Raw genomic sequence first — 19,805 nt, forward strand, 5'->3', positions numbered from 1 at the left:
GAGCATTAGACGCACAACGCGAACTGCCTAGGAGAGAGAGCCCCGTGACCGCACTGCCCGATTCAACACTCTTGCAAGAACTTCTGCCGCTCCGAGAGGCTGCCCAACACGCCGGGGTGCACCCCTGCACCGTTCGCCGCTGGGTCGCGGCCGGGCGCCTCACCGGCTACCGCATCGGCCCCCGCCTCGTCAAGGTCGACATGCGCGAACTGGACCGGCTAATCGAGCCAATCACCGGCGGCGCCGGGTAACCCCCGGTGTTCTGAGCTATCCAAACACCAGGTGCCTGGTCAACCCTGACAAGAAAGCACCGCCCTAAATGACCCTCGAAGTTCGCGAGCTGCGCACCGCGTCATTCACGGACCTGCTCGACCGTCTCAACTACACCAGCGCCGAGCACGTGTCCATCACCTATCAGCGGCCCGGCGGCCCCGTCGTGGCCGCCATCGTCCAGGTGCTCGACGCCGCCCGGTATCTCGCCGAGCATGTGCCCGCGGATGCCGACACATGGTTCGGTGTGTGCCCCGTCGCCGGGCCCGCCCGCTGCGGCACTAACGGCACCGCGCAGGACGTAACCCGCCTGTCAGCTTTGTGGGCTGATATCGACTTCAAACACACCGGCGGGCCCGACGGCGCCAATGCAATCATCAGCGCGCTGGCCGGGCTGCTCGGCACGGGCCCGTCGGCAATCGTGTTCAGCGGCAACGGGTGTCACCCATACTGGCCGATCGAGCATGGCGCAGTGTCCGAGCATGGCCGCGGCGAACTGGCCGCGCTGCTGCGCCGCTGGGGGCGTTTCGTGAAGCTGGTCGCCAAGAATCACGGCGCCCACGCCGATTCGGTGTTCGACCTGCCGCGCATCTTGCGCGTGCCTGACACGCCTAACAACAAGACCACCCCGCCGGTGGTCGTCACAGTCGAGCCCGGTAGCGGCGGCCCGCTCACGGTCGCCCACGTCGGCGAGGTGCTCGACGAGCTGGGCATCGCCGAATACGACACCGACCGCCCGGCCGGCGGCCTCGAGCCCGTATCCGACCCCGGCGGCTGGCAGTACGCCGACCGGCCGTGCTGCGACTACGTCTCGGCAATGGTCAAAGGCTGGGGCACCGACAATCCGGCGGCGCGGCACCCGTGGCTGGTGTCGCAGGCCGTGCGGATCGCCGCCGCTTGGCGTAACGGCTGCCTCACCGACCAGCAGCACCGCGAAGCCGTCGACGCACTGCGCCGCCGGTTTGCTGAGCTGTGCGACCGTCCCGGCGACGCCCGCCCGGTCAAGCGGTTCGAGGTGGAGGGCGCCCTCGACTACGGCCGCGACCTGGCCGCCGCCAAGTCCGCCGTCCAGGTGCTCGGCGAGCTGGGCGGCGTCAAACACTTCCACAGTTACCCGAACGGCGATAGGTGTGTGTCCGACGTGTCCGAAGTGTCCGAAACTATGCAAACCCCCAGCTCAGCATCGCCGGGGCCCGGCGGGCATCCGGACACTGCTTCCGGCCCCGCGCCCGGAACAACAGGCGCCACACACTGGGATTCGGACACTTCGGCCACTTCGGACACTGATACATCGGACGTGCTCGGCGGGATGGTTGACGGCGCATGGCTCGACGCGCAAGAGTTCCCGCCGCTTGAGTACACCGTGCCGGGTCTCGTGTCCGAGGGCCTCGGCATCATCGTCGGCCCCCCGAAGGCCGGTAAGAGTTGGTTAGTCGCCGACCTCGCGCTGGCCGCCGCCGCGCGCGGTCTGGCGCTCGGCGCGCTGGCCGTCGATCAGCGCCCCGTGCTGTACCTGGCGCTCGAAGATGGGCACCGCCGCCTACAGAGCCGTTTCCGGCGCATCATGGGCGACGGCCAGCCGATCCCGAAGGACGTGCACGTCATCGTCAAGGCGACGCCAGACGAGGCGCTGGCGATGATCGCCGAGTTTCTGCGCCGGTACACCGCGGCTAAACCGTTCGTCATCCTCGACACCCTCGGCAAAGTGAAACCGCCGAAGCGGGCCGGTGAGGACTCGTATCAGGTTGATTACGCGATCGGCAGCAAGCTCAAAACGCTTGTCGACGAAGTACCGGGCTCGTCGCTGCTCGTGGTGCATCACTCACGTAAAGCCGAGTCAAACGATTTCGTCGACGCGGTGAGCGGCACGAACGGTATCGCCGGGGCGGCCGATTTCGTCGCCGTACTTGCGCGGCAGCGGCATTCGACCGAGGCGACGCTGTCTGTCACCGGCCGCGACATCGTTGAAGCCGAGTATGCGTTGACCGCCGTGCACGGCGTGCTCTGGCGCCTCGATGGCGGCAGCCTGGCGGCTGCTGCCGAGGCAGCCGAGAAGCGCCGCCAGGCAGGCAATTTAGGTGATCGCAGCATAGAGGTGCTGGCGGTCGTAGCGGCCTCGGCCGAGCCGGTCTCGCCCGCCGAGGTCGCAGCCAAGCTCGGCATCGACAACGACACCGCCGGGAAGTACCTGCGCAGACTGGCCGACGGCGGCCACATCGCCAAAGCCGGACGTGGGAAATACGCTGCGGCGCAGCAGTCTCCGACCTGCACAACCTGCGGTGAGCTGATGGCCGCCGGGCAGGTAGACGCTCATCTCGGATGCAAGCCCTTGACCCCCAATCACGCAAGAGGAAGAACTACCCCGTGACTGACATCGCCACCGCTCCCCACTGGTACCGGACGTGACCGTCGAATTGTCACGCGAAGAATTACGCGCCGCGATATATGGCTTGGCAGCCGTCCAGCGTGCCCGCGCTGCGGCCGGGGCGCCTGTGCCACATCCGGTGATAACCGCGCGACAGCACTTGGAAATCGCATACAGATGCGCCATGTCGCCACCGCGACACCAAAACACGGGCCCTGCAGAAGAATCGGAGGAGTGGATCGGAACACGCTTAGCCGCCCAGGTGCTCAACTGGCACCCCCGGCGAGTCCAACGCCACCGCGGCGACCTCGACGGGCACCTCGTCGGCGGCCGCCTAGTGTTTCCTGCCCTAACCGTCCGAGAGTATGCGAAACAGATAGGTACACAAGGTGACTGAACTAGACCCCGAAGTCGAGCAGCAGCTCGCCGACATGCCGGAAGCCGACTTTGACGCTCTCATCGCCCGCGTACGGCCACCCGAGGAACCCGCCGACCCGAAGGCCCGCGCCGCCGCCGCCCTGCGCCGCGAGATGGGTGCCAATGTGCGCGGCAAGAAACCAAGCAAAGAAGCCGCCGCGGCCGCCCTACGCCGCTACGCCAACGGCCGCTAAACCACGAAGGGACACAACAACATGCAATCTTGGAACAGCCCCCGCGAAAACGCTCTATACAACGTGCACCCCGTCCTTAAACAGCTCGCCGACCGCAACATCGACCTACCCGACACCGTCACCGCGGCGGCCGCCACCCTCGCCCGCATCGAGAACAGCCGCCCCGCCGAACCGCCAACCGACGCGATCCGGCGGGCGATCCTCGACGCCGCCGACCAGGACACCCTCGACCGCCTGGTCCTCGCCGAGCTAGGGCACTCCCGGCTGGCCGCCGAGCACCGGCAGGCGATCCTCGACGCCGCGGTCGCCGTCATGTCCGCCATCCGCGCCGAGCACGACACGATTTTCGCGCAGCTCGCAGCATTGGCGCACAAGCAAATCGAGCACCTCGAAGCTGTCGCCCAACTGCCAACAACTGATGTAATGCAGTTGGTGCGCGACGGCAACCACAAAGGCGCGCAGCTCGTCGCCGGAACCGACGCAGCCGCAACTGAACTCGAAGTGCTCTACGATCTGCGCGACGACTTCCTCAGCGGCGGTTTCGACAAGATGACGCTTGGACATGTCGACTGCTCACGCTGGCGCGATCCCGACAAGCCCGGCCGCGGCGCGACGCCAGCCGAGCGTTGCCTCGACGGCTTGATCGAGCAAGAAAACGAGCTTTGGTTTCCGACAAGAGATCAAGCACTCGACGCAGCTCGTCCAATATTCGAAAGAGACAAAGCAAAAGCCGACGAGAACGCCGCGGTCCGGCGGACCCAAAACGCGGCCGCGCAAGCATTCGCGCGCTGAAAGTAGCGACACATGAATGGCGACGACGAACTCGACGCGCGTTTCCTCCTTTCCGCGCGCACAACCATCGACGTGTTGTCGCACCAGCCGCCGAGCCTCGTCGCGCAGCGTGACGCGGCGGGCTCGGCGCTGGCACCCCCTGGGGGCGGACCCCCTCGACGCCCCGCCGCCTCTCAGCGGCATATGCCGATATCTATTCCCGAGCCGGCCCAACATTTGACCCTTGAGGAGCTCTGATGACGACTACACCCCGTGGGCTACGCGCTGCCGGTAAACGGCTGTGGCGGTCTGTGACTAGGGACTTTGACCTCGACGATCATGAGGCGATGCTCCTGCGCGAGGCGTGCCGAACTGTCGACCAACTCGACGATTTGCAGGCCGAAGTCGACGCAAACGGAGCTGTTGTCGAATCAAGTCAGGGTGTTCGCGTGCATCCCGCGGTGGTTGAGGCGCGGCAGCAGCGCCTAGTGCTGGCGAAGATCATGAGTGCACTCGGTCTCCCGAAAGGCGTCGTGGGGGAGGTTGAGGTCGCCGCGTCATGAAGCGAAAGGTGCCCGCGTCGAGCGTGCCGCCGCGCGAGCTGGTCTTGTTTGACCTGGACCGCTGGACGCTGCCAGGGACCAACGGAGACCCATGGGGACCGACACGGGCACATGAGGCGTGGTGTGCGGCGCGCGCGGCATGGGTCGCCGCCGGTGGGACGTGGCCCACTGGGGATGATCAGCGTGAGTTTGAGGAGGCGGCCTACACCCCAGATGAACCGTGGGACGGTCGCTAATCTAACCGTCGTAACGCCTCTGGGCGAAAGTGCGTCAGCTTAGGGTAGCGTCCCAAGGTGGCCACTTTCGTCGGAGCCATCTCAATCAGCGAGCCCCATAACTGGGATCGATGCAAGGCTGTCGGTTTGTGGGGAGTCCCGAAGTACACATTCCGAGTCCGAAGTGTCAAGGCGGGCGATCGACTATTCATTTGGCGGACTCGTGCGGGTTTCATCGCAGAAGCGAGGGTCACCGGGCCCCCGCGCGTGCCGGTGAGCAAGGACGAAGCGCCATGGCCAGGCGGACTAAGCCGTTTCTCCGCGGTGATCCCGATTGCCGTCGTGCAAGAGACATCAACGCCGTACCGGCTAGCCTTTGTGAAAGATCGGCAGGAAGTAACCGGATTGTCGAGTAATTCGCTGAGGTTCGGACTGGTGCCTATTGGCGACGAGGCGGGCGACAACATTAGCGCTGCTCTGACAGCAAGTACCCAGTAAACGCGGTGGCTTCAGACGCCGCCACGACCTCCCTTGCCGCCCTTCTTTTGCTGATGCGCTGATCTGCGCGCGAAGGAGTCTGACCGTACGGCCTGCATGTCGAAGTGTGCGCGTTCTTTCGCCAACCGCTGCCGCTTTGGGGATTGCGATCGGCGCTTTTCCGCTTCTTCCTCGTAGTAGATATCAGCGGCCGACCGAACTCTGGTTGCAAAGATGATGTCGCCCGCCACTAGGACGACGAACTGGCCGTCCGGTTCAACTCGCAGTTGAACGGCCTCGTCGTTGGTGCTTCGTATCAGCTCGCTCATGGTCTTACCGCCTCGACGTCAAACTCATAGAGGCGCTTGTTCGAGTTTCGCTTACGAATGGTGGTTATCTCGATCTTGTCGAAGCCAGCCTCTCGCAACATGTTCCCGTACCAGCGTTCCGCCGGAACCAGGTGACCGTAAAAGGTGCTGTTGCCGACGATGTAAGAAACTGAACCGCCCGGCTTCACATGCTTGTAAGCCGCCTGAAAGTGTTCCCACATGTCGTGGAAGTACTTACCAACGTAGTTGCTTAGCAAGGGGCCGTTCTTGCCGCCGTCCCGCGCGATTAGCTCTCGGACACTGTCCATCTCCTCGTCGACAGGGGTTCCGGTCTCGGAGGGGCGCCAGGTGTTGAGATTCGAAGTTGCCGTCCCCCACGTACCGCCGATTGCCTTCCAGTCCAGTTCGCCCGCGTCTGAGGCGATGTCGAGAAAACGTAGCCAGTACATGTACGGGCGGAGTTCTCGGATGTACGACATGCGGTTAACGTAGGGCGGTGAGGTCAGAAGAAGGTCACACGGCTCGAGTCCATCAAACTCATGCCGAGAATCGCCGCTCTTGATAGTGGCCGAACCTAGCAAATCGAAAGCAGCGGTGGACGTTACGTCCTTTGCTTCCCGCTCAAAGAGGTTGATCGTTAACGCAGCTTTGTCAATGTCGATCAGGCTTAGCGCGTCATCGGTTGGCTTGAACGACATCGATTGATGGTTGAATGCGGCATTGCTTGAGCTGATGAGTGTACGACAGAGCGCAATGTTCATTAGGTCGCTCAGTTGTGGGTTGCCTCCAGCCGAATCGATCGCCTGCCGAATAGCCTTCAAAGCCCGTAACGTGCTGCTGTCCCACCACCTTTCAATCTTGAACAGGTTGGGTTGCCATAGTTCCGTTTCATTCAACAGCTTGTATGCGCCGCGCACGACCTTCTTCACGTAGCTCGGAGCCTCGCCAACGTTGGCGTCCGAATAGTGAGCGGTTTTCGTCCGACCCAGCCAGATGAGGAATGGGTTAATGTCGATCGATTGGCCGAGCAGACCGTGCTCAGCTGCAGCCAACGGTGTAGTCCCGGTCCCTGAGAACGGATCGGTTACAACCGCGCCCTTCGGCAAATGTGCAACGCGATCTCGGACTAGCTGCATCGAGTACGCCGGAGTGAGCCGCAGCCAGCCGTGACGACCTATCCCCATGTTGGCCCTGAACGTCAGGTGCTCGTTCCGGTTGGTGTGGGACACGGTCACTTAGCCTCCAATAGCTTGCGCAGGATCGTCTCGACTTCAGCTCGAAGCTTCGGCGAGTTGCGTTCGAAGAATGCTACGAGGTCATAGCCGATGACTTCGCGCAAGAAGTCGAACGTGCTCTTCAACGGGTCGTCTAGTCCTAAGACGCCGAGCAGCACCGCCCAGTTCCCGATCTTGTACCGCTCGTACACAACCTGGTTGATCTGGCTCGACATGATGACTAATCCCGGTAGGTAACCGTGGCCTAGTGCCTGGCTGGCATTTGCTAGGTCCGCGTTCTGGCGCTTCGAGTCCGCCGACTTATAGCCTTGCCGGACCTCGAACACAGCGCCCTTGAGGTCAACCGTGATGTTGAGCGCACGTTGCTGGGCGCGCATCCAATCGCGGAATCGCTGCTGCCGGTCGCGAGCCTCGATGTCAGCACTCTCGACGCGGCCATCCAGGCTGAGGATGCGTGCTTTTGCGGCCTTGCCGCCTGCGACGACTTCTTCGTCCTGCTCTGAAAGCACCTCATAGGACCAGGTGACTTGATCGGCCGTCAGGCCTAGCTCGTCGCGCAACACCTGTCGGAACAGTCGCTCACAGCCAATTCCGAGTTGGCGATACACCGACGTCATACCACCTGCGGCTTTGTGCGCCGCAAACATCAAGTCGGAATCGAATCCCATCCAGTGATAGAGGGGATCAGACCCGTAAAGCAGCTTGAACCCGTCAAGATCGACGGCGTCCGCGGCCCCCATCTTCGGGAGGTAGTCGGCACACTTCCACAGGGGAGTCAGGAGAAGCTCGCGGTACGTCTCGTCCCTTGCAGGTTCGTCGACAGCCATGCCTCAAATTATCGCGGCTTAGGCCGGAGCCTTCGGAGGCGCGGCTATGGTTTCGCCTCAGGCCCTGTGGCGAGGTCGCCGCCGTAGGGTCAGCCCGGTACCACATCGGGGTCGTCAGGCCGCACTGCAATACTCGTGCATGTTGTTCGCAGTGTGCGACAACGTTGCGAACCCTACGGGACTTCCAGTGGAAGGTGCGATGAGCGACAGCAAGGTGAAGTTCACGGTGACGGTGCATGACGTCGATCTCGCTACCTGGGCGAAGGTGGAGGACGTGTCCGAGGCGGAGGCCGCCGAAGAGTTCGCGATCGTCGCGTCCGAGCGCGTGGCTGACGCTTTGCATGCTCAGTTCGACAACATCACCATCTCGACCACCCGCGAAGATGGTTCTCTTCTCTTCACGGAGCGACCTGGCGATTTTCCGGATTAGCTCCCTGGACAGCGTGAAGGGTAGCTCAGAGTTGTGCACGTATTGTGCACGGGCCGTGGCATACGATCTAAAAAGCAGCTACTAGCTGCGTAAACGCTGTGCGCGGTACTGGGATTGAACCAGCGACCTCTTCCGTGTCAGGGAAGCGCTCTCCCGCTGAGCTAACCGCGCCCGGGTCAAAAAGAAATGGAGGTGGAGACGGGAATCGAACCCGTGTGCACGGCTTTGCAGGCCGTTGCCTCACCACTCGGCCACTCCACCGCTGGGGTTGATGCCACTTGCACCTTCCGAGCGGATGACGGGATTCGAACCCGCGACCCTCACCTTGGCAAGGTGATGCGCTACCAACTGCGCTACATCCGCGAGCCACGGACGAGATCGTCGCCCGTCGCGAAGCACGACGATAGTCCACCCAAGCGGGCGGCACAAATTTCTCGGCAGAGCGCGGCGCGCCTTACCGCGCGCAGGAGCAGCGCGTTCTCCGGAAACCCCGCCACGTGCTAATCTTCGACCTCGTTCGCCTTTCGGCACCGGTCCTGTAGCTCAGCGGGAGAGCGTCCGCCTCACACGCGGAAGGTCGCTGGTTCGATCCCAGTCGGGACCACCAACCGTCTCGAGTCGGCCGTCACCTACGTGGCGCCGCAAACGGTGGCTTCAGTTGTTCGAACATCGGGAAATGACGCACGTTGAGTGTTGCCAACTCGAGGCCCTGCACGTCGGCGGTTGCTGCGATGAGATAGTCGCCGAGTCCGATGGCGTTGTGGCTTCTGCGGTATCGGCGCATCAGATCGCCTGCGCGGCGCGCGATGATTTCGGTCGCGGGCTCCACGTGAAAAGACGCGAGCAGGCGCCACACGTCACGCCGCTCGGCACTTCTCATCCCTCCGATTAATTCGGCGATTGACACCACGCTGATTGCGAGAGTTCCATCCTTGCGGGTTTTGATCAGCCAGTCCCGGGCTCCCGCGACTCCCCGCAAATGGGCGATCAGTACGTCGGTGTCGACAAGGATCACGATGTGCTGCGCCACACCCGGTCGAGGTGCTCCTCTCGGCCGCTGGGGCCGCGTGCGGGCTCCTCGACGTCGCGAAGCGCTCCGAACGAATCGTTGATTGCTGCGAGGTCCGACGCCAAGTCGTCGTCGGCGTTGTTGAGAGCCCGGTTCAGTAGTTGGCGGATGAGCTCGGCACGCGACACCCCTTGCTGTTCGGCAAGCTTGTCGAGGCTTGCCGTCTGCGCTTCATCGAGGTAGATGTTCGTGCGCTTCATACATCACAACATACACCGCATTGATAGCGCCAATGGCGCTCGTCAGAACTTGAACGACGGAATGCTGAAGTGCGGCATCGAGGGCATCTGCGGCAGAGCCGGCGACGGCATGGCCGGAGCCTGTGGCGCTGCGGGTGCCGGCATCTGGGGTAGCTGCGGAATCGACAGGTGCAACGGAGGCTTGGGTGCTGGCATGTTCACCGGCGGCTGGGGCTCAGGCATCTGAATGGGCGTCGGCAGGTGTATCGGCGGCGTCGGATCCTGAACCGGTGGCGTAGGAGCGTGTATTGGTGAGCTCGGCAGCTTCCACGGGGGCGTCGGGTCCTGCACAGGCGGCGTCGGCAAGTGCACAGGCGGGGTTGGATCCTGTACCGGTGGCGTCGGCAGATGTATTGGTGGCGTTGGCTGCTGCACCGGGGGCGTCGGCACGTGCACCGGTGGCGATGGCTGGCGAACCGGGGGAGTCGGTACGTGTACCGGTGGCGTCGGGTGCTGCGCAGGCGGCTGGGGAACCGGCAGGTTGATCGGAAGCTGGGGAAGCGGTGCCTGGACCGGCGCGGGAACCGGGATCCGGATCGGCACGGGTACCGGGACAGGTGCGGGCGCCGGCGCTGCAGGAGGCGGAACCGGCGCAGGCGCAGCAAGCACAGGTGGCGCGGGCACCGCGAGCGGCTCCGGCGGCGCGACGGCATGGACCTGCGCGGGCTGCGGCGCCGGCGCAGCCATGTGGGCCGCTGGCGGCTGCGGCTCCGACACCGAAGCTGCCGGCGGCGGCGCGGGCGCCGACTCAGTCGGCTCGATCAGCCTTTGTACCGGGGCAGGCAGCAATGCGACGGTCGGGCGAATCCCCAGCGCCAGCGCGATTTCCAACGCCAGCGCCGCGGTAACGAAGACGACGGCCAACATGCTGCCGACCAACAACAACGGCCTGCGCCGCTGACGGGCCTGGTCGACCGGAAGAACAGTGGTGTCGGCATCTGCGTCGTCATCGGCGACGGCGCTGTACGCGACATCGTCCGACCCGCCGTCTGAGAGCGTCTCGAAATAGTAGGGGTCCACGACACCAGTGCCGGGATCCTGCGCGTACGCCAGCGCCGCCGTCGACGACGCGAACAACGGCGCATTCGCCGACGCCAGCGCCGCACCGCGAGCCAACGCCGACGCAGGGTCCTCCGGCGCACTCACCGGCAGCCAGGTCGTCGCCTCCAGCGCGGGCTTGATCGGTGCGACATCGATGCCGCAGCCCACCAGGAACAGACCCTCGGGGCGGGTCTCCAGGCCATCCAGGTCGGCGGCCATCGCCGCCAGCTCTCCCGCCACGTCGTCGCTGCGCAGCGGGCGGCGACGCACGTCGGTGACCGAGCCGTCGGAGGCGTCGACGACGGCCAGCGTTGCAGTCTCGGGCTCGACGAACAACATCGCCGTGTGCTCGTAACCCATTGCCTGGCCAACGGTTTGGGTCAGCGCCGCCGCGGCCAAAAACGCCGACACCAGCATAACGTTCTCTATCTTGCGGGCCGCCAGCGCGTCACGCAGCGCGGCGGCATCAACCGGGTCGGTCCACGTCACCCCGGTCGACCTCAACTGGTAGCCGCCTTCGGTGGCGCCTTCGCGCGTGCCGAGGATCGCCGCGATCACCTGATCCGGAGCGCTGTGGGCGGTGTCGATGTTGTCTTCTTCGACCGTGACGCCGTCGGCGTCTTCGCCCTCGACCAGCACCATGCGAATCGTCTTGGGAGCCATCGATACCCCGAGTACGATGTCCATTTCTCCTCCAACGTCTTGTGCTACCAAAGCCGGTCTGTGCGGAGGAGTGCACCGCGCGGGCCGCTACTCACATAGTTTGTCGGTCTAACAGTATTCGACGTTACAACGCCAAAATTAGCGCCAGCTGTGAATTTCAGGCCACCCGGAACTGTTCCAGATCAGCCTGTTTGACGGTCAGCCCGTGGCCGGGCGCGCTCCGATCCGGCCGTAGCAAGCCGCCCGGCTCGGGATCGATCGTGCCGTCGAACGCCAGCCCTTCGATCCGCACGTGATCGTGGAAGTACTCGAGGTGGCGCAGATGCCAGATGGCCGTGCCGACCTGGCCACTGATCTGCGGCGCGCAATGCAGCGACAAGTCCATACCGCGCGCGTCGCACAGCGCGGAAACCTTGAGCACACCGGTGATCCCCAGCGCGCGGGTGACATCGGCCTGCAAGCAGTCCACCGCGCCGGCGGCCAGCATTTGATGGAAATACGGTAAGTGATAACCGTATTCACCCGCCGCGATGTCCATTCCGGGCGGGCCCTGCTCGCACAACTGGTGTAGGCCGTCGAGATCGTCGGAGCTCACCGGCTCTTCGAACCACCGCACGTCGTACTCGGCAAAGCGCCGCGCCCACAGAAGCGCCTGTTTGCGGTTATAGGCGCCGTTGGCGTCGACAAAGAGCTCGACGTCGTCGCCAATGGCCGAGCGGGCGGCCTGAACCCGGCCGATGTCGGCGTCCGGGTTGCTGCCCACCTTCATCTTGACCCGCGGAATGCCGGCCCCGACCCAGCCGCACAGCTGTGCGCGCAACATGTCGTTGTCGTACGAGGTGAACCCGCCGCTGCCGTAGACCGGTGTCGCGTCATGCACCGCGCCGAGCGCCACCACTAGCGGCTCGTCCAAAAGGCGTGCCCGCAAGTCCCACAACGCGATGTCGACCGCCGAGATCGCGCAGGCCACCACGCCGGGCTTGCCCAGGTTGCGCACCGCGTGCTGCATGTCGGCCCACCGGGCCGGCGGCTGCAACGCGTCACCCTCTTTGATGACGTCGGACAGCTTGGAAGCCACGACGGTCGCGACTGCGGTGCCGCCATAGGTGTAGCCGGTCCCTACCTGGCCGCCGGCACGCACACTCACCAGCACGAAGGTGGTCGAATCCCACGCCAGCGTCCCGTCGGCTTCCGGCGCATCGGTGGGAATGGAGTAGGCCGAGACGTCGACGGATTCGACGGCTATCGCGGAGGCGGCACGCACAGTCATGCCGGGTGACTACCCGCAACGCAAACCGGGTATGCCCGACACCGATGGACGTCACCCCGCACGTGTTGCGCGAGTACGCATTGCTTGCCGACGGCGAGCGCGGCATCGTCGTTGGACCGCGCGGCGACTGCTGCTGGATGTGCTTGCCGCGCTGGGACAGTCCCGCGGTGTTCGCGTCGCTGCTGGGCGGGGGCGGCGGGTACGCGGTCGCGCCGGATCACCCGCGGTACGTCTGGGGCGGGTACTACGAGAAGGGGTCGCTGATTTGGCGGTCGCGATGGGTGACCACCGACGGGATCGTCGAATGCCGGGAGGCGCTGGCCTTCCCGGGCGACCCGCACACCGCGGTGGTGCTGCGGCGCATCCGGGCGCTCGACAAGCCGATGCGGATGCGGATCGCGCTCGACATCCGCGCGGAGTTCGGCGCCGAGCGAATGGGTGACCTCGCCCTGCACGACCGGGTCTGGACCGGGCGCTCCGGCCCCCACCGATTCCGGTGGGCCGGGGCGGCCGACGCACAGCGCGGCGACGACGGGTCGCTGCACGCGATCGTGCACGTCGTTCCCGGACACGACCACGATCTGGTGCTGGAGCTATCCGATCGCGAATTGCCCGCGGACGCGGTGCGCCCCAACGACGCCTGGCGCAACACCGAAAGCGCTTGGGCGCAGGCGGTTCCGGAGGTTTCCGGCAGCCTGGCCGACGACGACGCAACAACCGCCTATGCGGTGCTGCAAGGACTGACCAGCAGCGGCGGCGGGATGGTGGCCGCGGCGACGATGTCGCTGCCGGAGCGGGCCGAACAAGGCCGCAACTACGACTACCGCTACTGCTGGATCCGCGACCAATGCTATGCCGGACAGGCGGTCGCCGCGGCCGGCGCCCGCCCGTTGCTCGACGACGCGGTGCGCTTCGTCAGCGAGCGTGTCCTGGCCGACGGGCCCGGCTTGAAGCCGGCCTACTGCGTCACCGGTGATGCGCCGCCCGATGAACAGGACCTTGACCTGCCGGGCTATCCCGGCGGCGCGGTCAAGACCGGCAACTGGGTGACCGACCAGTTCCAGCTCGACGCGTTCGGCGAGGCGTTGCTGCTATTTGCGGCGGCAGCCCGCCTGGACCGCCTCGACGGCCAGCACTGGCGGGCGGCGGAGACACTTGTCGACGCGATCGAGAAGCGGTGGCGCGAGCCCGACGCGGGGATTTGGGAAGTCGACGACCGGCGCTGGGCGCACTCCCGGCTGATCTGCGCAGCCGGACTGCGGGGCATCGGGGAGGTGGCGCCCACCCGGCAGGGCGCCCAATGGCAGCGGCTGGCCGACCAGTTGATCACCGACACCGACTCCGATTGCCTGCACCCGAATGGCAGATGGCAACGCGCACCGGATGATTCGCGCATCGACGCCGCGCTTCTGACGCCGTCGATCCGCGGCGCACTGCCGGCCAACGATCCGCGCAGCATCGCCACGGTCGAGGCGGTACGCACCGAACTGGGCCGGCACGGCTTCGTGTACCGGTTCCGCCCCGACGAACGCCCACTCGGCGAAGCCGAGGGCGCCTTCTTGCTGTGCGGATTTTTGATGGCGCTGGCCGACCATCAGCAGGGCAACGAACTGGCCGCTGTCCGGTGGTTCGAGCGCAACCGCACCGCCTGCGGCCCGCCCGGGCTCTTCACCGAGGAATTCGACGTGTCGCAGCGGCAGTTGCGGGGCAACCTACCGCAGGCATTCGTGCACGCGCTGCTGTTCGAGACCGCGCATCGGCTCGCTGATTCCTGCCGACCGCACGTCGGAACCGGCACCGGAATATCCCGATAGACCGGCGGCGATGGTTTGCCCCGAGGCTCGCCGGGGTACGTAGCCGCCGTGGGTCTTGTTGTGCGCCTGTGGGAACGCAGCCGGCTGTATCAGATCCTGCGACTGGGCGGCTGGGTGGCCTTCGACCTGCCGCGGACGGTGACCGCGCTGGGCGGCCTGTTGCTGCTGGGCATCGTCGTGACGCACGTGTATGTCTTGAGTCGAGCGACGGGGGTGCCGGTCTACTTCGTCGTCTATGTCGTCCTGCTGATCGCGGGCTGCGTGCTGGCCGCCGGCGCCATGTGGGTTGGCGTGAATCCTCGTGTACCGCAGCTGGGTTGGCTGCTTGGGGACCTGGTTGCCGTGGTCTTCCTCGGCCTGTATCTGGCCAGCCGGACCGTCAGCGTGCCGGGCCTGGTGGCCTTGACCGGCCGTTGGGACGTCGCGCCGGGCACCTGGGCGGGCGCGTGCGCGCTGGGCTTCGTCGTGGTGCACATGTCGGTGCTGCTGGGCATCAATGTGGCCTATCCCCAACGACAGAACTGGTGCGACTGATGACGACGTTCGACTACCCGGTCTGGCTGCGGATCGACCACTGGCTCAACGTGCTGTTCCTGACGTTGCTGTTGCGCAGCGGGATCGAGATCCTCGGTACCCACCCCAAGCTGTATTGGCACGACGACAGCAAGCCGGGCACCGAGTGGGCGCGTTTTACCACCAAGGAGATGCCTACGGACAAGCTGTACGACACCCTCGACGAGGAGGAGCATTACAGCTCGATCGTCGCCTTGCCCGGCCACAAGAAGCTGGGCATGGGCCGGCACTGGCACTTTTTCGCGGTGATCGGATGGATCCTTGTCGGCCTGTCCTACTACATCCTGTTGTTCGCCACCGGCCAATGGCATCGGTACTGGCCCTATTCGTGGTCGATCTTCCCCGAGGCCTGGAACGACATCGTCGCCTACATGACGTTCAACCTGCCCCCGCTGCTGCCCGGCGAACCGCTGGATGCCATCCAAAAGCTCGCGTACGCCAGTGTCATTTTTCTGCTTGCGCCGTTCCAGATCCTCACCGGCGCCGCGCAATCACCGGCGGTCGAGGCCCGGTTCCCCTGGTACGTCCAGATGTGGGGCGGACGGCAATGGGCGCGGAGCCTACATTTCTTCGGGCTGGTCGCCTTCCTGGTCTTCATCGTGATCCACCTGTCGATGATCTTCTTCTGGGGCTGGGGCCAGCTCACCGCCGCGATGATCTTCGGCTCGGTCCGTAACATCAACTGGGCCACGTTCTTGTCGTTCGTGATCATCGGCGCGATCGTCGCCGTCCACGTCGCCGCGACGGCATGGAGCCTGAAACGCCCGGTACAAGTGCACAAGGTGCTGGGGGCGGTCAACACCCGCGTCAAGCTGATGCTGTTGCGGCCGTTGGATTCCCGGCAGAACTATCCGGTGAGCAAGCTCTCCAGGGAACACCGCGTCAACGGCAAACCGCCATGCTCGAACGAGTACAAGGTGATGGCGGTACACAACTTCGTCGACTGGCGACTGCGGGTCGGCGGCCTCGTCGAAAAACCGGTGACCCTGGACCTGGACGCGCTGCGCGCGCTGGCCGAACCGGAGACGCAGCGGGTCATGCACAACTGCGTGCAGGGCTGGACCAGCATCGGCCAATGGAGCGGGCTGCACCTGAGCCGGCTGCTCGAAGAGGTCAAACCGCTGCCGCAGGCACGCTACATCTGTTTCCTCACCATGCAGGACAACAGTCGCGACGAGCCCAGCTCCGACGGGCTGGGCCAGTTCTACGAGGTGATGGATCTGGAACTGGCCTACAAGCCGCAGACCATTTTGGCCTACGAGATGAACGGCCAGCCGTTGCCGATCAAGCACGGCGCGCCGTTGCGGTTGCGGGTGGAGACGCAGGTCGGCTTCAAGATGGCCAAGTGGATCAACCAGATCGAGCTCGTGGACGACCATCGCGGGATCGGGATGGGTTTGGGCGGCTGGCGTGAGGACAACATCCATTACGACAAGGATGTGGAGATCTGACATGACGCGCCGCGAGTTGATCCGGCTGGAACCCATCGAATGCGAGAAGGTGCTGGAGCAGGTCATTGCCAAGGGCGGGCACTGCGAGGCTTGTGGCGCAACAGAATTCGATGTCGGCAACGCGCTCTATCTCGGCTTCCTGTTCCTTGACGAGGACGACGACGCCTACATGGTGGCGTTGACATGCCGCAACCCGGACTGCGCCAAGCCGCGAACCGGAATCAAGCTGCGGGAGAGGGATTTTCTCGTTCGCGACGCAGCCGACGCCCGCGCCGCGAGCTGGACCGTCGAGTGGCCCCGTGGCGCCTAGTTTGTTCGGCCGAGCAGACGCAAAAGTCCCCGTTTCCCCCGCGTGTCGGGGACTTTTGCGTCTGCTGCTCGCCAACATGGTTGCGCCAGGTCGAATCGACCGATCAGCTCCGATAGCCCGCGCAGCTCGTCGCACAGCGACTGGAACCGGCGTTCGTCGGCCTCGCTGAGGATGCCCTGCGCGCTGTACTGCACCAGCCGGCGAAACCGCCCGGCCAGCGTCGCGCCCCACCGGATGGAGAAGTCGTAGCTTTCGCCCTCGGCCAGTTCGTTTTTCGCGCCGAGTTCCTTGAGCGCCCGGATCTGCTCGTTGATCAGCTGGAAGTCGTCGTCGATGCCGATCGGCGTGGTCATCGGTCCTCCCGTGTTCACAGGTGCGGCTTGGCGACGCCGACTACGTAGTTGGCGCCGCGCAGGGTGAGGAACACCCGGTGTGGTCCGACTGCCATCCCGGACAGTGGTGCCGATTTCGCTTGACCCGCAGGCAGATTCGCGCGGTAATCCACCACGTGGATCACGTGCATGGTGTCGTTGGGGTAGCCGCCGAAGCTGGCCGTCTCGAGCGTCACCAATTGCCGGTCGGTGGCCGCGTAGATCCGGGTGTCATCGGTACCGAGGTAGCGAATCGGAGACGACGGCAGTTGCGCGCGGCCGGCCACTCCCAACCCTTCGCCGCCACGGAGAGAGTCAACCGCGTAAAGCACACCGTGGTCATGGTCGGCGACATACGTGCGAGTCACCTTCGTGTTGTTGCCCGCCGATACGGCGACATCCATGGCCAGCGTGCCGCGCTCCTTCGGCGGTGACGAGGGTCCTTTGTAGTAGCGGATTCCCGATGGCCCGTACACGTGGTAGTCGATTTCCCGTCCCCGGTTGGACCCGTCGATCGAATCAGCGTGTTCGATCGTGGCGGCGGGCAGCGCGCGGTAGCCGTACTGCTCCACCGGGGTCACCGTGGATCCGTCCGCCGAGAGCGCGAGCAAGATGCGCATGCCGGCATCTTCGGAGAGGTAGTCGGGCGCCGGGCCGGCGTCGAAGTGATCGACGGACTGCAAAGTGGCGATGTCGACGACGGCGACGGCACCGCGCCGCGGCTGCGGCACGAAGACATGCCGATCGTTGCGCTGGCTGATCTGCAGGTTGCGCCCGGCGTCCAGCGGTCCGGACAGGGTGGTGTGCGCCGTGTCCGGGTTCTCGGCGCCGCTGACCTTGGCCAGGCGGTGGTCGTCGGTGAGCCCGAGCAGGGTACGCGTGCGATACGACCACACCGGACTGTGCAGGGCCGCGCCGACGGGAATCAGGGTCACCTCGGGTGCGGCCTCCGGCTGGCTGGGCGACGAACAGCCCGCGACGACGACGGCGCCGACAGCTGTGGCGGCACACCAGCGCCGCAATCCGGTTACCACGTTCGATGCAGTACCCCGGCAACCGCGCCGTTACACCTCTTGCGTTTCGCGGGCCGGGGCGTCGGGTAGCCGTTGGTCGCGCGCACAACAGCCCGTCGCGCAAATCCAGATGATGCAGGAGGAAATCATGGCAGCGCCTGCCGCCAAGACACCGACGGATGTCGTCGAGTTCCTCGTCAGCCAACACGAGCAGATCAAGGAACTCTTCTCCGAGACGCTCAACGCCGCCGGCAAGGACCGCAAGGAGCCGTTCGTGAAGCTCCGGCGACTGCTGGCCGTGCACGAAACCACCGAAGAGGAAATCGTTCACCCGCGGGCCAAGCGGAAGCTGTCCAACGGCAGGGAAGTGGTCGCGGCGCGACTGGAAGAAGAGCACGACGCCAAGAAGGTCCTCGCCAAGCTGGAAAAGCTCGACGTCGCTTCGCAGGAGTTCGCCACTCAACTCGCCGAGTTCCGCGACGCCGTCGTCAAGCATGCCGAGCAGGAAGAGAAGCAGGAATTCGCCAAGCTGCAAAAGGAATTGAGCAGCGAGGAGCGCGAGAAGATGGGACGTGCCGCGAAGCTGGCCCAGGCGATCGCGCCGACGCGGCCGCACGCCGGGGTGGAATCCCAGGTGGCCAACCTGGTGGCCGGCCCGTTCGCCGCGATGCTGGACCGGGCGCGCGACGCCATCACCGGCAAACGCTGAGCCCGCGCCGTGACGGTCATGGCCACCAGCGCGGCGCCTTACCTGCCCGACGACCGAAGCCTGGATTCGCTTGCGGCGGCGGCAAGCAGCTGCCACGGCTGCTCGCTATACAAGGACGCGTCCCAGACCGTCTTCGGGCACGGTCGGCCGGACGCGCCGATCATGCTGGTCGGTGAACAGCCGGGGGACCGTGAGGACGTCGAGGGGCTACCGTTCGTTGGTCCGGCCGGACGGCTGCTTGCGCGTGCGCTGGACGACGCGGGCATCGACCCGGAGCTGACGTATCAAACCAACGCCGTCAAGCACTTCAAGTTCACCAGAAAGCAAGGAAAACGGCGGATACATCAAAAGCCCAGCCGCACCGAAGTCGTCGCGTGCCAGCCGTGGCTTCTCTGCGAGATCGAGGCGGTGCGACCGGAAGTGATCGTGTGCCTCGGCGCAACGGCTGCACAGTCGCTGTTGGGCACGGCGTTCCGGGTCACCGCGCATCGCGGCGAAGTGCTTCACCTGCCTGTCGATCTGGACATGCACGTCGAGCCGGAGCCCCGCGTGGTGGCCACCGTTCACCCGTCGGCGATCGTGCGAGATCGCAGCGAGCGCCGGCAGGAGAACTACGCGTCGTTCGTCGACGACCTCCGCAGTGCACGCAGCGGTTTGGCGGCTGTTTGACCCTGAGTCGCGGGCGCGGGTGCGACCTGGGCGTTGGCATCCGTGCTCCGGAGACGTTGAGCCACTACGGATCTTCGTCGTCTTCGTCGTCGTCGCGGAGGAGTTTTTCGGGGTGGTGGTATCTGTTGGTGCGGGGTTGGCCGTGGTCGAGGTGTGGGGGTGGTATCCATTCGGTGTCGCCGCGCGCGTTCTTGCGGGTGGTCCAGCCTTGTTCGGCCAGCGGGTGATGCCCGCCGCAGCCCAGCGCTAGGTCGTTGACGTCGGTGGTGCGGCATTTCGCATACGGGGTGCAGTGGTGGGCTTCGCAGTGGTAGCCGGGCACCGGGCAGTTGGGGAAGGTGCAGCCGCGATCTTTGGCGTACAACACAATTCTTTGGGCGGGTGAGGCGAGGCGTTTGGTGTGATACAGCGCCAGCGCTGTGCCTTTATCGAAAATTGCCAAGTAGTGAAGTACCCCAAGTTTTGTTCCTATTCGGTTGCGAGGGCCGGGGTTGGCTGGCTCGCGGGGTGTGAGGCGCCG

Annotated in this window: 23 protein-coding genes, 4 tRNA genes and 1 pseudogene; 15 read left to right on the forward strand and 13 right to left on the reverse strand. The window is 65.1% G+C overall.

Going from position 1 to position 19,805, the window contains the following annotated elements; translation table 11 throughout:
* The first annotated feature begins 44 nt into the window (after positions 1 to 44).
* From AWB95_RS21090 to AWB95_RS24195, 7 genes are all read left to right on the forward strand, one after another.
* Complete coding sequence (locus AWB95_RS21090; RefSeq protein WP_084707004.1) at positions 45 to 251, forward strand: helix-turn-helix domain-containing protein; 207 nt, start codon at positions 45 to 47, stop codon at positions 249 to 251.
* A 68-nt stretch (positions 252 to 319) separates the two neighbouring features.
* Complete coding sequence (locus tag AWB95_RS23895) at positions 320 to 2,638, forward strand: AAA family ATPase (protein ID WP_238600946.1); 2,319 nt, start codon at positions 320 to 322, stop codon at positions 2,636 to 2,638.
* 386 nt (positions 2,639 to 3,024) lie between these two features.
* The gene (locus AWB95_RS21100; RefSeq protein WP_062539246.1) at positions 3,025 to 3,246 is read left to right on the forward strand and encodes a hypothetical protein; all 222 of its coding nucleotides are present in this window, start codon (positions 3,025 to 3,027) and stop codon (positions 3,244 to 3,246) included.
* A 21-nt stretch (positions 3,247 to 3,267) separates the two neighbouring features.
* Entirely contained in the window at positions 3,268 to 4,038 is a 771-nt protein-coding gene (locus tag AWB95_RS21105; protein WP_139818531.1) for a hypothetical protein, read from the forward strand.
* A 12-nt stretch (positions 4,039 to 4,050) separates the two neighbouring features.
* Positions 4,051 to 4,275: a hypothetical protein gene (locus tag AWB95_RS21110; RefSeq protein ID WP_062539248.1), complete on the forward strand. Its 225-nt coding sequence runs from the start codon at positions 4,051 to 4,053 to the stop codon at positions 4,273 to 4,275.
* Positions 4,275 to 4,580, forward strand: a complete 306-nt coding sequence (locus AWB95_RS21115; protein WP_062539249.1) for a P27 family phage terminase small subunit — start codon at positions 4,275 to 4,277, stop codon at positions 4,578 to 4,580. The genes AWB95_RS21110 and AWB95_RS21115 overlap by 1 nt, the downstream gene beginning before the upstream one ends.
* Before the next feature lie 293 nt (positions 4,581 to 4,873).
* Complete coding sequence (locus AWB95_RS24195; RefSeq protein ID WP_084707005.1) at positions 4,874 to 5,293, forward strand: EVE domain-containing protein; 420 nt, start codon at positions 4,874 to 4,876, stop codon at positions 5,291 to 5,293.
* Between the two features lie 11 nt (positions 5,294 to 5,304).
* Here the strand turns inward: AWB95_RS24195 and AWB95_RS21125 are convergent, their stop codons facing one another.
* The 3 genes from AWB95_RS21125 to AWB95_RS21135 are packed head-to-tail and all read right to left on the reverse strand — an operon-like array spanning position 5,305 to position 7,663.
* On the reverse strand, positions 5,305 to 5,601 hold the full coding sequence (locus AWB95_RS21125; protein WP_062539250.1) for a hypothetical protein: 297 nt from the start codon (positions 5,599 to 5,601) through the stop codon (positions 5,305 to 5,307).
* Positions 5,598 to 6,836 (reverse strand): hypothetical protein, encoded by a 1,239-nt coding sequence (locus AWB95_RS21130; protein WP_198157762.1) that lies wholly within the window; start codon positions 6,834 to 6,836, stop codon positions 5,598 to 5,600. Before AWB95_RS21130 ends, AWB95_RS21125 begins: the two co-directional genes overlap by 4 nt.
* Positions 6,833 to 7,663: a hypothetical protein gene (locus AWB95_RS21135; RefSeq protein ID WP_062539251.1), complete on the reverse strand. Its 831-nt coding sequence runs from the start codon at positions 7,661 to 7,663 to the stop codon at positions 6,833 to 6,835. Before AWB95_RS21135 ends, AWB95_RS21130 begins: the two co-directional genes overlap by 4 nt.
* Positions 7,664 to 7,862: 199 nt before the next feature.
* On the opposite strand from AWB95_RS21135, the gene AWB95_RS21140 reads away from it, so the two are divergent.
* Positions 7,863 to 8,093 carry a hypothetical protein gene (locus tag AWB95_RS21140; protein ID WP_139818532.1) on the forward strand — a complete coding sequence of 77 codons (231 nt, stop codon included), beginning with the start codon at positions 7,863 to 7,865 and terminating at the stop codon, positions 8,091 to 8,093.
* A 99-nt stretch (positions 8,094 to 8,192) separates the two neighbouring features.
* On the opposite strand, the gene AWB95_RS21145 is transcribed toward AWB95_RS21140, so the two are convergent.
* The 3 genes from AWB95_RS21145 to AWB95_RS21155 form a co-directional block, all read right to left on the reverse strand.
* Positions 8,193 to 8,264 (reverse strand) — tRNA-Val (locus AWB95_RS21145).
* A gap of 16 nt (positions 8,265 to 8,280) precedes the next feature.
* Positions 8,281 to 8,354, reverse strand: a tRNA-Cys gene (locus AWB95_RS21150).
* A gap of 29 nt (positions 8,355 to 8,383) precedes the next feature.
* A tRNA-Gly gene (locus tag AWB95_RS21155) sits at positions 8,384 to 8,456 on the reverse strand.
* 169 nt (positions 8,457 to 8,625) lie between these two features.
* On the opposite strand from AWB95_RS21155, the gene AWB95_RS21160 reads away from it, so the two are divergent.
* Positions 8,626 to 8,700 (forward strand) — tRNA-Val (locus tag AWB95_RS21160).
* An 18-nt stretch (positions 8,701 to 8,718) separates the two neighbouring features.
* On the opposite strand, the gene AWB95_RS21165 is transcribed toward AWB95_RS21160, so the two are convergent.
* From AWB95_RS21165 to AWB95_RS21180, 4 genes are all read right to left on the reverse strand, one after another.
* Positions 8,719 to 9,108, reverse strand: a complete 390-nt coding sequence (locus AWB95_RS21165) for a type II toxin-antitoxin system VapC family toxin (RefSeq protein WP_062539257.1) — start codon at positions 9,106 to 9,108, stop codon at positions 8,719 to 8,721.
* The gene (locus tag AWB95_RS21170; protein ID WP_062539253.1) at positions 9,105 to 9,362 is read right to left on the reverse strand and encodes a ribbon-helix-helix domain-containing protein; all 258 of its coding nucleotides are present in this window, start codon (positions 9,360 to 9,362) and stop codon (positions 9,105 to 9,107) included. Before AWB95_RS21170 ends, AWB95_RS21165 begins: the two co-directional genes overlap by 4 nt.
* 42 nt (positions 9,363 to 9,404) lie before the next feature.
* On the reverse strand, positions 9,405 to 11,129 hold the full coding sequence (locus AWB95_RS21175) for a DUF7159 family protein (RefSeq protein ID WP_085168610.1): 1,725 nt from the start codon (positions 11,127 to 11,129) through the stop codon (positions 9,405 to 9,407).
* A 133-nt stretch (positions 11,130 to 11,262) separates the two neighbouring features.
* A complete protein-coding gene (locus tag AWB95_RS21180) occupies positions 11,263 to 12,375 on the reverse strand; it encodes an enolase C-terminal domain-like protein (protein ID WP_062541161.1) in 1,113 nt (370 codons plus the stop codon).
* A 44-nt stretch (positions 12,376 to 12,419) separates the two neighbouring features.
* Between AWB95_RS21180 and AWB95_RS21185 the strand changes: the two genes are divergently transcribed.
* The 4 genes from AWB95_RS21185 to AWB95_RS21200 are packed head-to-tail and all read left to right on the forward strand — an operon-like array spanning position 12,420 to position 16,523.
* The gene (locus AWB95_RS21185) at positions 12,420 to 14,189 is read left to right on the forward strand and encodes a glycoside hydrolase family 15 protein (protein WP_062541160.1); all 1,770 of its coding nucleotides are present in this window, start codon (positions 12,420 to 12,422) and stop codon (positions 14,187 to 14,189) included.
* 48 nt (positions 14,190 to 14,237) lie between these two features.
* Positions 14,238 to 14,723, forward strand: coding sequence for an oxidoreductase (locus AWB95_RS21190; RefSeq protein WP_232315731.1), 486 nt, complete (start codon positions 14,238 to 14,240; stop codon positions 14,721 to 14,723).
* Positions 14,723 to 16,213, forward strand: a complete 1,491-nt coding sequence (locus tag AWB95_RS21195) for a molybdopterin-dependent oxidoreductase (RefSeq protein ID WP_062541164.1) — start codon at positions 14,723 to 14,725, stop codon at positions 16,211 to 16,213. The genes AWB95_RS21190 and AWB95_RS21195 overlap by 1 nt, the downstream gene beginning before the upstream one ends.
* A gap of 1 nt (position 16,214) precedes the next feature.
* Positions 16,215 to 16,523 (forward strand): hypothetical protein, encoded by a 309-nt coding sequence (locus AWB95_RS21200; RefSeq protein WP_232315730.1) that lies wholly within the window; start codon positions 16,215 to 16,217, stop codon positions 16,521 to 16,523.
* Here the strand turns inward: AWB95_RS21200 and AWB95_RS21205 are convergent.
* Positions 16,520 to 16,876 (reverse strand): hypothetical protein, encoded by a 357-nt coding sequence (locus AWB95_RS21205; protein ID WP_062541157.1) that lies wholly within the window; start codon positions 16,874 to 16,876, stop codon positions 16,520 to 16,522. The genes AWB95_RS21200 and AWB95_RS21205 overlap by 4 nt on opposite strands.
* 14 nt (positions 16,877 to 16,890) lie before the next feature.
* Positions 16,891 to 17,928, reverse strand: coding sequence for a hypothetical protein (locus AWB95_RS21210; protein WP_062541156.1), 1,038 nt, complete (start codon positions 17,926 to 17,928; stop codon positions 16,891 to 16,893).
* 127 nt (positions 17,929 to 18,055) lie between these two features.
* On the opposite strand from AWB95_RS21210, the gene AWB95_RS21215 reads away from it, so the two are divergent.
* Together AWB95_RS21215 and AWB95_RS21220 are read left to right on the forward strand one after the other, a co-directional pair.
* Entirely contained in the window at positions 18,056 to 18,616 is a 561-nt protein-coding gene (locus AWB95_RS21215) for a hemerythrin domain-containing protein (RefSeq protein WP_062541163.1), read from the forward strand.
* Positions 18,617 to 18,634: 18 nt separating this feature from the next.
* The gene (locus AWB95_RS21220) at positions 18,635 to 19,285 is read left to right on the forward strand and encodes a UdgX family uracil-DNA binding protein (RefSeq protein WP_062541162.1); all 651 of its coding nucleotides are present in this window, start codon (positions 18,635 to 18,637) and stop codon (positions 19,283 to 19,285) included.
* Between the two features lie 64 nt (positions 19,286 to 19,349).
* Here AWB95_RS21220 and AWB95_RS21225 read toward each other — a convergent pair.
* A pseudogene (locus tag AWB95_RS21225) lies at positions 19,350 to 19,733 on the reverse strand (DUF222 domain-containing protein); the annotation flags it as partial.
* Positions 19,734 to 19,805: the final 72 nt, after the last annotated feature.

The sequence above is a fragment of the Mycobacterium celatum genome (genome assembly GCF_002101595.1).
In the GTDB taxonomy this organism is placed as follows: domain Bacteria; phylum Actinomycetota; class Actinomycetes; order Mycobacteriales; family Mycobacteriaceae; genus Mycobacterium; species Mycobacterium celatum.